Origin of the sequence: Robiginitalea sediminis, assembly GCF_002198115.1 — a bacterium.
In the GTDB taxonomy this organism is placed as follows: domain Bacteria; phylum Bacteroidota; class Bacteroidia; order Flavobacteriales; family Flavobacteriaceae; genus Robiginitalea; species Robiginitalea sediminis.
In genome coordinates this window covers 1,105,332-1,116,643 of sequence record NZ_NGNR01000001.1, presented here as the reverse complement: position 1 = coordinate 1,116,643, position 11,312 = coordinate 1,105,332, and the positions used below count along the sequence as shown (strand labels likewise).

The window sequence follows — 11,312 nt, the reverse complement described above, 5'->3', positions numbered from 1 at the left end:
AATGTACATGCAATACAAACGCATACTCCTGAAACTGAGCGGAGAGGCCCTGATGGGGGAACAGCAATACGGTATAGACCCCAAACGGTTGGAACTCTACGCCGAACAAATCCAGGAGGTGGTAGACAAAGGTGTGGAAGTGGCTATCGTTATTGGCGGGGGCAATATCTTCCGCGGTGTGGCTGGTGCCAGCAGCGGGATGGACCGCGTACAGGGCGACCACATGGGCATGCTCGCCACCATCATCAACGGCCTGGCCCTGCAGTCTGCCCTGGAGAACAAAGGGATGGATACCCGCCTTCAGTCTGCCATAAAGATCAATGAGGTGGCCGAGCCTTTCATCCGCCGGCGGGCCATGCGGCACCTGGAAAAAGGAAGGGTGGTCATCTTTGGCGGGGGTACGGGAAATCCGTACTTCACCACCGATTCGGCAGCCGTTTTGCGGGCCATAGAAATCGAAGCCGATGTGATCCTGAAAGGGACCCGTGTAGATGGGATCTATACCAGCGACCCGGAAAAGGATAAATCCGCCACAAAATTCGACACCATCAGCTTCCAGGACGTGCTCAAAAAAGGGCTGAAAGTAATGGATACCACGGCTTTTACCCTGAGCCAGGAAAACGAATTACCCATTGTGGTATTCGACATGAACAAAAAAGGCAACCTTTTGAAAATCGTATCCGGTGAGAACATCGGCACCGTGGTAAACCTGTAAATAACCTATACGAACCGCTGATTTATACCCTTAGCGATATGAACGAAGAAGTAGACTTTGTAATCGATAGTGCCAAGGAGAACATGGAAAATGCCATCCACCACCTGGAAAAGGAACTGGTAAAGATCCGGGCAGGAAAGGCAAGCCCATCCATGCTGTCTTCCGTAATGGTGGACTATTACGGCAGCCAGACACCACTGTCGCAGGTGAGCAACATCAACACCCCGGATGGCCGCACCATCTCAGTGCAACCCTGGGAAAAATCCATGATCCCGGAAATCGAATCGGCCATCATGAATGCCAACCTGGGTTTCAACCCCATGAACAACGGGGAAATGGTCATCATCAACGTACCGCCCTTAACCGAGGAACGGCGCATTCAATTGGTTAAACAAGCCAAAGCGGAAGCGGAACACGCCAAGGTAAGCGTGCGCTCTGCCCGGCAGGAAGCCAACAAGGAAGTTAAGAACCTGGAGGTTTCCGAAGACCTGGAAAAAAACGCGGAAATCGACATTCAGGAACTGACCAATACCTACACGGAACGCATCGATAAGATCCTCCAGACCAAGGAGGCAGAAATCATGAAGGTCTAACCAGGGCATACCCTGAAACGCCAAACCTCCCCTTACCGGGAGGTTTTTTTATACCTGAGCCCCAAAATACCAAAGGAGCACGGCAAGGATAAGGGCCAGGGCACAGCAAACAATAAGCAGGCGGTAGAGCCGCCGGGCGGTTTTGCGGTATTTCCGGTGCGGGGTATTCAGGGTGCTTTTCGTATACAAATAAAGGTAGGGAATACCGCGCGGGGGTTGGGTACACTGCCCGGAGTTTTCTACCTTTGCCGGCGAAACCAGGGCATGGTAGCAAAACTGACACAGGGTTTTTGGGCAAAGACGGCACGCATCATTCTGCGCAACCGCATCCTGATCCTATTGGGGATTGCCACCGCTACCGTTTTGCTGGCCACACAGTGGCAGCACATGCAGTTTTCCAACTCGGAAGCCAACCTGCTCCCGGACGACCACCCCACTAACCTCGAATACCAGGCCTTCCTGAAGCAATTCGGGGAAGAGGGAAACACCATTGTCCTGGCGGTTCGGGATTCTGCCCTGTACACCCCGGAAAACTTTAACCGCTGGAATGTCCTGAGCCGGCAGCTGGAAGCCTTCCCTGAAGTCGATTTCGTACTCTCCACGGAAAACCTGCAACGCCTGGTCAAGGATACCCTCCGGCAGGAGTTCACCCTCCAACCCTGGATTTCCTCCGATATCCGCAGCCAATCCGAACTGGACAGCCTCCGGGAAGAGCTGTTCCACCGCCTCCCCTTCTACGAAAAACTCCTTTTTAATGCGGACACGGGGACACTCCAGACAGCGGTTTACATGGACAAAGACCTGGTAAACACCCCGGTAAGAAAGGATTTTGTCCTCAACGACCTCTCGACCCTGGTGGCCGAGTTCGAGGCGGAAACAGGGTTGGATGTCCACATTTCAGGGATGCCCTACATCCGCACCATGAATTCCCAGAACATCATAGATGAGATCGGGATATTTATCGCCGCCGCCCTCCTGGTGACTTCCCTGATTTTTTTCTTTTTCTTCCGTTCCTTCCGGGCCACCCTGATCTCCGTCTGTGTCGTGGTCATCGGAGTGATGTGGGCCTTCGGCACCCTTGGGCTGCTCCGGTATGAGATTACCGTGCTTACGGCCCTGATTCCCCCCGTGATCATTGTGATTGGCATCCCGAACTGTATTTTCCTGATCAACAAATACCAGCAGGAGGTAAACAAGCACGGGAACCAGGCCCTGTCCCTGCAGCGGGTTATTTCCAAAATCGGGAATGCCACCCTGATGACCAATGTGACCACGGCCTCCGGCTTTGCCACCTTTATCATTACCGACAGCAAGCTGCTGACCGAGTTCGGCATTGTGGCCTCCCTGAATATCCTGGGGATCTTTATCCTGTCCCTGCTGATTATCCCCATCCTGTACAGCTTTATGCCGCTGCCCAAAACCAAGCACCTGCGGCACCTGAACAAGCGCTGGATAGATGCCTTTGTGAACTGGATGGAGCATATTGTACGCAACCACCGCATTGCGGTATACCTGCTCACCATCGTCTTGCTCATGGCAAGCATCATCGGTATCTACCAGATCCGGATTTCCGGGAGCCCTATTGAAGACATGCCGAAGAAAACGGAATTCTTCCGGGATATCCGCTTCTTCGAATCCGAATTTGACGGGATTATGCCTGTGGAAATCGTCATTGATGCCCAGAGGCGCAACGGTATTATCAGGCCGGCAACCCTCCGCCGGATGGACCAGCTGGGCACGTTTATTGAAGAGACCCCGGAGCTGTCTAAACCGGTATCGGTGGTGAACCTGGTGAAGTACTCCAAACAGGCGTTCTACAACGGCATCCCGAAATACTATCAGTTGCCCACCTCCCAGGAGAGCAACTTCATCCTGGATTTTGCGCGGAAATCCGAAGGCAACAGCAACCTGCTGAAAAGCTTTGTGGACACCACCGGGCAGGTGGCGCGGATGACCACTTACATGAAGGACATGCCAACCGAGCGGATGGAGGAAATCGAGACCGACCTCCTGGCCGAAATTGACAAGATCTTCCCGGAGGAGCGCTATACCGTTTTTATGACCGGGAAAGCCCTGCTCTTTTTAAAGGGCACAAAGTATCTGGTGCGCAACCTCATCCTTTCCCTGGCCCTGGCCATCGGGCTGATTTCCCTGTTTATGGCCTACCTGTTCCGGTCGTTCCGCATGATCCTTATCTCGCTGATCCCCAACCTGCTGCCGCTGATTATAACCGCGGGGGTTATGGGCTTTGTGGGGGTCCCCATCAAACCCTCCACCATCCTGGTCTTCAGTATTGCCTTCGGGATCTCTGTGGACGACACCATTCACTTTTTGGCGAAATACCGGCAGGAACTCGCCACCCACAAGTGGAAAATACGGCAGTCGGTTTATGCCGCCCTCCGCGAGACCGGGGTGAGCATGTTTTACACTTCCATTGTCCTGTTCTTCGGGTTCTCGGTTTTTATCATCTCCAGTTTCGGGGGTACCGTGGCCCTGGGCGCCCTGGTTTCGGGAACGCTTCTTTTCGCCATGCTGGCCAACCTGATTCTGCTGCCGTCCCTCTTACTGTCCCTGGAGCGGAATATTGCCAATAAGCAGGTATTGAAAAAACCGCAGATCGACATCCTCGCAGAGGAAGATACCGAATAAATCCGGGGGGTTTGAGCCATTCAATTGCGGTAATGGTGTATCTTTAACCCCCGTTAACCGAATGACAATTTCCACATGACTACGCCAATCCAATCCTTGTTGAGCGGATCCCATCTCTTGCAGGAAGTAACCGTATCCGGCTGGGTCCGTACCTTCCGTTCCAACAGGTTTATTGCCCTGAACGATGGTTCCACGCTTCAGAACCTGCAATGTGTGGTCGATTTTGAACAGATGGAGGAAGACGTCTTAAGGCGCATTACCACTGGGGCGGCCATCCGTGTAAGCGGGACATTGGTGGAAAGCCAGGGGAAAGGACAATCCGTGGAAATCCAGGTAAAGGCGCTGGACATCCTCGGCGACGCCCACCCGGAGGAGTACCCCATACAGCCCAAGAAGCACTCCATGGAGTTCCTGCGGGAGCAGGCCCACCTCAGGGTCCGCACGAATACCTTTGGCGCGGTAATGCGGGTGCGGTCGGCCCTGGCCTTTGCCGTGCACCAGTACTTTACGTCCCGGGGCTTTTATTACTTCCACGCCCCTATCATAACAGGTTCCGACGCAGAAGGTGCGGGGGAAATGTTCCGGGTAACCACCCTCCCTGCATCAGCCCCTCCCCTGAACGAGGACGGACAGGTGGATTTCACCCAGGATTTCTTCGGGAAGGAAACCAACCTGACGGTTTCCGGCCAGCTGGAGGCCGAGGCCTATGCCATGGCCCTGGGTAAGGTGTACACCTTTGGTCCCACCTTCCGTGCCGAGAATTCAAACACTTCGCGGCACCTGGCTGAATTCTGGATGATTGAGCCCGAGATGGCCTTCTACGACCTGGATATGAACATGGACCTGGCCGAGGACTTTATACAGGAAGTTATCCGCTATATCCTGGAACACTGCCAGGAGGACCTCGCCTTCCTGGACCAGCGATACGCCGATGAGGAGAAACGCAAACCCCAGGCAGAGCGCTCCGAGATGGGCCTTCTGGAGAAGCTCCGCTTTGTTACCGACCAGCCCTTCAGGCGTGTTACCTATACCGAGGCCATCGACATTTTGCGCAACAGCAAACCCAATAAAAAGAAGAAATTCAAGTTTCCCATAGAAGGATGGGGTGCAGACCTGCAAAGCGAGCACGAACGCTACCTGGTGGAGAAACACTTCGGGTGCCCGGTAATCCTCTTTAACTACCCGGCAGAGATCAAGGCATTTTATATGCGCCTGAACGAGGATGGGAAAACGGTTCGGGCGATGGATATCCTCTTCCCGGGTATCGGGGAGATCGTAGGCGGGTCCCAACGGGAAGAGCGCCTGGAGGTCCTGAAAGAGAAAATGGCCAAACTGGGCATCGAAGAAAAGGAACTGTGGTGGTACCTGGATCTGAGGCGTTTCGGAACGGCCGTACACAGCGGGTTTGGGCTCGGCTTTGAGCGGTTGGTGCAATTCGCCACCGGCATGGGGAATATCCGCGATGTAATCCCCTTCCCCCGCACCCCGCAGAACGCCGAATTCTAAGGGAATTCCGTAATTTTAGGGAAGTTCCCGGCGCATTTATATTGGGCTTATGCTGAAACAACACCTTCAACTCAAACTCTCCCAGAAGCTCTCGCCCCAGCAAATCCAGCTGATGAAGCTGATCCAGTTGCCTACCCAGGCATTTGAACAGCGGCTGAAGCAGGAAATGGAGGAGAACCCGGCCCTGGAATCCGGAAGGGAAGAAAGCGAGTCCCTGGAGGATGATTATTCGGAACTCTACCAGGACGAAGGCGGAAGCGAGCACATCGATGCGGAGGACATCAATATAGACGATTACCTGAGTGACGACGAAATCCCGGACTACCGGGTGCGCACCAACAACTACAGCGACGACGACGAGGAGCGTCAGGTACCCTACGCCGCAGGGGTTTCCTTTAACCAGTACCTGATGAACCAGCTTAACACCGAATACCTGGACGACGAGCAGTGGGCTATTGCCGAATTCCTGGTAGGGAGTGTGGACGAAAGCGGGTATATCCGACGTCCCATCTCGGACATCATGGACGACCTGGCCTTCACCCAGAATGTGTTTACAGACGAAAAATCCATCCTCGAAGTCCTGGAAAAAGTCCAGCAGCTGGACCCACCCGGAGTTGGGGCGCGGTCCCTGGACGAATGCCTGTTGCTGCAACTGGACCGGAAAACGCCTACCCCGGCCGTGGAACGGGCCAAGGAGATCCTGAAAAAATCCTTCGAGCACTTCACCAAAAAGCATTTCGACAAACTCCAGCAGAAACACGGCATTGGGGAAGATGAACTGCGGGATGCCATTGGCGAGATCGAAAAACTCAACCCGAAACCCGGAGGATCCTACTCCGGGGGCACCAAGATCGTGGAGCACGTGGTCCCGGATTTTGCCATCCGGATTGTAGACGGGGAACTGGAATTGAGCCTCAATAGCCGCAACGCCCCTGAACTCCATGTCTCGCGGGAGTATTCCAATATGCTGGCGGGATATAAGAGCGCCAAGGACCGGTCTAAGGAGCAAAAGGACGCTGTCTTGTTTATCAAACAGAAGCTGGATGCCGCCAAATGGTTTATAGATGCCATCAAGCAACGGCAACAAACCCTGTTTGTGACTATGAGCGCCATTATGAACTACCAGCGGGAGTATTTCCTCACCGGGGATGAACGCAACCTCAGGCCCATGATCCTCAAGGACATCGCAGACCAGATCGGGATGGATGTCTCCACCGTATCGCGGGTAGCCAACAGCAAATATGTGGATACCCCCTATGGCACCCGCCTTATAAAGGACTATTTCTCGGAGGCCGTGAAGAATGTGGAAGGGGAAGATGTCTCCACTAAGGAGATCAAGAAAATCCTCGAAACCCTAATCGGGGATGAAGACAAGCGCAAACCGCTTACCGACGAGAAACTCGCCAAGGTCCTGAAGGAGAAGGGCTACCCCATTGCCCGCCGCACGGTGGCCAAATACCGGGAACAGCTGGGCATCCCAGTGGCAAGGCTTCGAAAAGAAATATGATGCGGGTCTTAAGCCGGGTAATCACCTACCTCCTCCACCCCTTGCTTATCCCGGTGTACGGCATCCTTTTTTATTTCCGGATGACCCCCAAGTTCCATACCCTGGAATTCCAGGGCGGTAATGTGCTCCCCGTATTCATCCTGACCGTTATTATCCCTATCGTGAGCCTGCTTATTTTCAGGAACCTGGGGCTTATGAAGAGTAATCTGCTTTTACAGGCGAGGGAGCGGATTTATCCTATGCTGATCTTCCTCGGGTTGATGCTTATGATTCTCTTCAGGGTCATCCCCAACCATTACACCCCGGAAATCTATTTTTTCTGCCTCGGCATCATCACGGCAACTACAGCCTGCCTGGCCCTGGCATTGGCCGGGAAGGTAGTAAGCCTGCATATGGCCGGGGTAGGCAGCCTCCTGCTCTATATGATTGCCCTGAGCATCCACTTCGAAAAGAACATTGTCCTGGCTATCAGCCTTTGCACCTTCTGTACAGGCCTGGTAGCGACCGCCCGGCTCTACCTCCGCGCCCATGGACGGGCTGCTGTACTGGCCGGGTGGCTTATTGGCCTGGTGTCCCAACTCATCCTGTTGCAGTTCTGGGTGTGAAAGGGATTAGTCCCTACTAAAGAATATAAAATACCAGCCCCAGCCGGAGGGCGGCGACTTCCAAGGGGGCGCCCTGCGGGTCTGCGACCCCATCCTCAAAGAGGGAATTCAGGCCGTAATAGGCATGGAGGTTAAAGGTATTGAACCCAATACTCAGCGTAAGGCCGTATTGGAAGTTTTCCGTGTCGGGGTTGAAGAAACTGTCGGTAAAGTCGCTGGTAACAAACTTGGACCGGGTCCCGACGATATAGCCGAATTTCACGCCGGTATAAATTCGCCAAAAACGATATTCTTCCGGTGTGGAATTGCGCCACCTCAATTCCAGGGGGACCTCAATCAGGTGCGTTTCCAGTTTATTCCGCTTGAACGAACCCCCCAAGTCCGCATTGAGGTATTGGATACCATCGGCCGTCTGGATGGCCCTGAGATTGGAATAATAGGAATTAACCCCGTAGCCGAGACCAACTCCAATGGCCCAGGTCCCTTGCCGGTTGATGGGGATATCCTTGATGAAACCGGTAAACACGCCGTAGGAGAGGTTGTTGGAGGCAATATCATCTGGAGCGTTCAGCAGGAGGTTATACGTAAGGCCCAGATAGAACTGGTCTTCCAGGTACCACTCCCTGGCATCGGATGCGGAAGGCTCCGCCTTTAAATCCTCTTGCCCGATGAGGCCCAGGGGCAGCATCAGCAGGAGTAGTGCAGTAAAGCAGGTAAGGCAACGGCTCATAGTGAAACAAAAAAACGCTTCACCGGAATGAAGCGTTTTTTACTTAAGTGTTGAAAAAAATTATTGCAGGTTCCGGAAGGCGTCCCCCTCGTAAGTGGTGTAGTTCACTTTCAGGGCGTTTACCTTGCGCAACTCCTGCTTGATATCCGATATCAGGCCCATGTTGGCTTCCTTGTCCACCTTCAGGGCTATGGTCAGAACGTTCTGGAGTTCCTGGGACTTTTTGGCACGCTCCTGGAGGATAAAATCCCCCACATCTCCCACATCCGCAAACTTATCGTTCAGCTGGATCTTGGGCTGCGTCCCGAAGGTCTTCTGGTACTGGGAAGTGGGTGTCCCTACATAGATGTAGATGACCCGGTCCTTCTTCTCCAGCTTCTTGACCTCTGTCGCATTCGGAAGGGTATTGTCCACCATCAGGGTGCTGTCCTTCATAGTCGTTACCGTCATGAAGAAAAACAGCAGCATGAACACGATATCCGGCAACGAAGCCGTAGATACCGCCGGGAGATCCCCATCCTTTTTCTTGTTAAACTTAGCCATACTCGCTCGTGTTTTTTAGTTCGTAGATGTCTCGGCCTCGGAAAGCTTCTGCGGGAACAGGTCTTGAATCCGCTTAACCTTGTCCTTGAGTTCCTCCCGAACTTCGGAAGGCGTTTCAGGGTTCAGGTATTCCGCCTCCATTTCAGTAAAATCCCGGCCGAACAAGCGCTGGCATTCCCGGTTCCGCAGATCGTTGTAGGCCCCTACCAATTCATTCTGAACCGTAATGTAGGTGGCATACTTGGTCTCGCGGTCGTTCTTAAGGGAAATGATCGCCTTTGTCGGGTTGTCCGACGAGCTGGCATCCTTACGGCCCTTGCAGTAGTTGCAGGTACCGTCTCCTCCGTTGTCCAGGAAATCGATGGCCGCCTGTCTCAGGTTTTTAAGGTCTATCAGTTCCTCTTCTACCAGGAGCTGGCCATTCTTGTTGATGTTCACCGTAAAGATGTTCTTCTGCTTGATAACCACATCGGTATCCGGCGGTTCAATGGGCGGCAACATCCGGTCCAGCCCCGCATCGGTTTCGATGGTTGTGGTAACCAGGAAGAAAATCAGCAGCAGGAAGGCGATATCCGCCATCGAGCCTGCATTTACTTCCGGTGGTGCTCCTCTTCTAGGCATAATCCTGTTTTTTACTTGTTCGTCATCTTCTTAAGTCCGCCCCATGCCATGGAACCCACGGCAATCATAACCAGTATAAAAAATACATTCAGACCCGTACCGATATTCTTCACAGTACTCTCGGTAGTCGCTACACCGCGGTCTGCCATGGCTTCCACTGTGCCATCGGCACCGTCAGATAGCACGTAGGCTATGGCAACGACCAGCAAGAAACCTACGATTCCGAAGAGGGTCTTTTTCAGGCTTTGCGGGTTGGCGAAAAGGTTCTTCAGGGTGAACACCAGGCTAAAGAGCACGGCGACGGCCAGCAGGAGGTACATAATCATGAACATCCAGTGTACGGCCCCGCTCTCCACGGCTTCCCCAACCGGGACTTCAGTGCCCGGCAGCTGGGACCAGAGGATTGCTCCGATGGCGCCCAATACGACTAATCCTATTTTTACAAACTTGTGCATACTTGTGGTATTAGGGGTCCGACTTACTTCTTGTGATCCACCAGCATATCGATCAGGGAGATCGATGAATCTTCCATATCATTGACGATGCTGTCGATCTTGGCAATGATGTAGTTGTAGAAGATTTGCAGGATGATCGCAGTAATCAGACCAAATACCGTAGTAAGAAGTGCCACCTGGATATCCCCGGCGATAAGTGATGCACTCAGGTTACCCACGGCGCTAATTTTCTGGAAGGCCTGGATCATACCGATTACCGTACCCATGAACCCAAGCATGGGCGCAATGGCGATAAACAGGGAAAGCCAGGAAACGTTTTTCTCGAGCTGCCCCATCTGGACACCGCCGTAAGCTACAACCGCTTTTTCGGCAGATTCGATACTCTCACCGGCGCGGTCCAGACCCTGGTAGTAGATCGAGGCAACCGGGCCCTTGGTATTGCGGCAAACTTCTTTGGCGGCTTCCACCCCTCCTGAAGCAAGGGCATCTTCCACTTGCTGCTTCAGTTTTCCGGTGTTGGTGCTTGACATATTAAGGTAGATAATCCGCTCGATGGCAACGGCAAGTCCGAGGATCAAACAGAGCAGTACGATCCCCATGAAGCCTGCACCACCCTGGATGAATTGTTCTTTAAGAACCTGGGTGAAACCTCTATCCTCAGAAGCCGCAGCGGCCTCATCCTGAAGGGCAATAGTGGCTGTGGCCAAGGTTGAAGTCATGTTGGCAACAGCTGCCGACGCTTTAGCGCTTACCGTATTGGTACCTATTACAAATAGCCCAGCCATAGCCAGGAATGAGAATAATTTTTTCATTTTTTTCAAACTTAAATTTAGATTAGTTATGCGGCTAAAGATATAAAAAAATTGGAATTAAAAAATTAAAATTGGCGTTGCGAACCCCTGAATTTACTAAAATTCCGGGGGGTTTTCAAACGCATTGGGGACAAGTTTACGAATTCGTTGCACATCTTTCAAAAGCTTCTCCAAAAAAAGAGCAGGGACTTACCCGGGAAAGATTCGGAATAAAGAGGCAGGCGCCCAGTCGTTTATACACCCGGTGCCGGACAAGCATGGAAAGCACCATAGCGGCCATGGCGGCTATGGGCTTTTTTTATTCCCCGTGCCTTACAAAAACTCCAAACCCCAGGATTACCGCCCCGCCTGCGACGGGGCGGTGATCCCTTATCCTCGGTCAGGGTGCCGGACAAGCATAGAAAGCACCATACCTTCCCCATCCAAAATACCATACCCTCAGGATTACCGCCCCGCCTGCGCCGGGGCGCTGATCCCTTTACCTCGTTCAGGGCGCCGGACAAGCATGGAAAGCACCATACCTTCCCCATCCAAAATACCTAAAACCCAGGATTACCGCCCCGCCTGCGCCGGGGC

At 53.1% G+C, this 11,312-nt stretch carries 12 protein-coding genes; 6 read left to right on the top strand and 6 right to left on the bottom strand.

Translation table 11 applies throughout. The features are described from left to right. The first annotated feature begins 7 nt into the window (after window positions 1–7). Window positions 8–715, top strand: coding sequence for a UMP kinase (gene pyrH, locus CA832_RS05010; protein WP_088340764.1), 708 nt, complete (start codon window positions 8–10; stop codon window positions 713–715). A 38-nt stretch (window positions 716–753) separates the two neighbouring features. After that, complete coding sequence (gene frr / locus CA832_RS05005; RefSeq protein ID WP_088340434.1) at window positions 754–1,308, top strand: ribosome recycling factor; 555 nt, start codon at window positions 754–756, stop codon at window positions 1,306–1,308. Between the two features lie 48 nt (window positions 1,309–1,356). On the opposite strand, the gene CA832_RS15000 is transcribed toward frr, so the two are convergent. Then, a complete protein-coding gene (locus tag CA832_RS15000) occupies window positions 1,357–1,497 on the bottom strand; it encodes a hypothetical protein (RefSeq protein ID WP_158211882.1) in 141 nt (46 codons plus the stop codon). 75 nt (window positions 1,498–1,572) lie between these two features. On the opposite strand from CA832_RS15000, the gene CA832_RS05000 reads away from it, so the two are divergent. The 4 genes from CA832_RS05000 to CA832_RS04985 all read left to right on the top strand — a co-directional run bounded on the left by CA832_RS05000 (window position 1,573) and on the right by CA832_RS04985 (window position 7,575). After that, complete coding sequence (locus tag CA832_RS05000; RefSeq protein ID WP_088340433.1) at window positions 1,573–3,957, top strand: efflux RND transporter permease subunit; 2,385 nt, start codon at window positions 1,573–1,575, stop codon at window positions 3,955–3,957. 75 nt (window positions 3,958–4,032) lie between these two features. Further along, complete coding sequence (asnS, locus tag CA832_RS04995) at window positions 4,033–5,463, top strand: asparagine--tRNA ligase (RefSeq protein ID WP_088340432.1); 1,431 nt, start codon at window positions 4,033–4,035, stop codon at window positions 5,461–5,463. A gap of 49 nt (window positions 5,464–5,512) precedes the next feature. Next, the gene (rpoN, locus tag CA832_RS04990; protein WP_088340431.1) at window positions 5,513–6,970 is read left to right on the top strand and encodes an RNA polymerase factor sigma-54; all 1,458 of its coding nucleotides are present in this window, start codon (window positions 5,513–5,515) and stop codon (window positions 6,968–6,970) included. Next, window positions 6,967–7,575, top strand: coding sequence for a hypothetical protein (locus tag CA832_RS04985; RefSeq protein ID WP_233131734.1), 609 nt, complete (start codon window positions 6,967–6,969; stop codon window positions 7,573–7,575). The genes rpoN and CA832_RS04985 overlap by 4 nt, the downstream gene beginning before the upstream one ends. A gap of 16 nt (window positions 7,576–7,591) precedes the next feature. Here CA832_RS04985 and CA832_RS04980 read toward each other — a convergent pair whose 3' ends face one another. The 5 genes from CA832_RS04980 to CA832_RS04960 are packed head-to-tail and all read right to left on the bottom strand — an operon-like array spanning window position 7,592 to window position 10,736. Beyond that, window positions 7,592–8,305, bottom strand: a complete 714-nt coding sequence (locus CA832_RS04980) for a porin family protein (protein WP_088340429.1) — start codon at window positions 8,303–8,305, stop codon at window positions 7,592–7,594. Between the two features lie 60 nt (window positions 8,306–8,365). Further along, window positions 8,366–8,848: an ExbD/TolR family protein gene (locus tag CA832_RS04975; protein WP_088340428.1), complete on the bottom strand. Its 483-nt coding sequence runs from the start codon at window positions 8,846–8,848 to the stop codon at window positions 8,366–8,368. A 15-nt stretch (window positions 8,849–8,863) separates the two neighbouring features. Then, a complete protein-coding gene (locus CA832_RS04970; RefSeq protein ID WP_088340427.1) occupies window positions 8,864–9,469 on the bottom strand; it encodes an ExbD/TolR family protein in 606 nt (201 codons plus the stop codon). A gap of 11 nt (window positions 9,470–9,480) precedes the next feature. Further along, window positions 9,481–9,924, bottom strand: a complete 444-nt coding sequence (locus CA832_RS04965) for a hypothetical protein (protein ID WP_088340426.1) — start codon at window positions 9,922–9,924, stop codon at window positions 9,481–9,483. Window positions 9,925–9,947: 23 nt separating this feature from the next. Beyond that, the gene (locus tag CA832_RS04960) at window positions 9,948–10,736 is read right to left on the bottom strand and encodes a MotA/TolQ/ExbB proton channel family protein (RefSeq protein WP_088340763.1); all 789 of its coding nucleotides are present in this window, start codon (window positions 10,734–10,736) and stop codon (window positions 9,948–9,950) included. Window positions 10,737–11,312 lie beyond the last annotated feature (576 nt).

Excerpts from the sequence above, each read along its gene's own strand:
- frr (WP_088340434.1), top strand. The coding sequence starts at position 754 with ATGAACGAAGAAGTAGACTTTGTAATCGATAGTGCCAAGGAGAACATG.
- CA832_RS04975 (WP_088340428.1), bottom strand. The coding sequence starts at position 8,848 with ATGGCTAAGTTTAACAAGAAAAAGGATGGGGATCTCCCGGCGGTATCT.
- CA832_RS04970 (WP_088340427.1), bottom strand. The coding sequence starts at position 9,469 with ATGCCTAGAAGAGGAGCACCACCGGAAGTAAATGCAGGCTCGATGGCG.
- CA832_RS04980 (WP_088340429.1), bottom strand. The coding sequence starts at position 8,305 with ATGAGCCGTTGCCTTACCTGCTTTACTGCACTACTCCTGCTGATGCTG.
- asnS (WP_088340432.1), top strand. The coding sequence starts at position 4,033 with ATGACTACGCCAATCCAATCCTTGTTGAGCGGATCCCATCTCTTGCAG.
- rpoN (WP_088340431.1), top strand. The coding sequence starts at position 5,513 with ATGCTGAAACAACACCTTCAACTCAAACTCTCCCAGAAGCTCTCGCCC.
- pyrH (WP_088340764.1), top strand. The coding sequence starts at position 8 with ATGCAATACAAACGCATACTCCTGAAACTGAGCGGAGAGGCCCTGATG.
- CA832_RS04960 (WP_088340763.1), bottom strand. The coding sequence starts at position 10,736 with ATGAAAAAATTATTCTCATTCCTGGCTATGGCTGGGCTATTTGTAATA.
- CA832_RS04985 (WP_233131734.1), top strand. The coding sequence starts at position 6,967 with ATGATGCGGGTCTTAAGCCGGGTAATCACCTACCTCCTCCACCCCTTG.
- CA832_RS04965 (WP_088340426.1), bottom strand. The coding sequence starts at position 9,924 with ATGCACAAGTTTGTAAAAATAGGATTAGTCGTATTGGGCGCCATCGGA.
- CA832_RS05000 (WP_088340433.1), top strand. The coding sequence starts at position 1,573 with ATGGTAGCAAAACTGACACAGGGTTTTTGGGCAAAGACGGCACGCATC.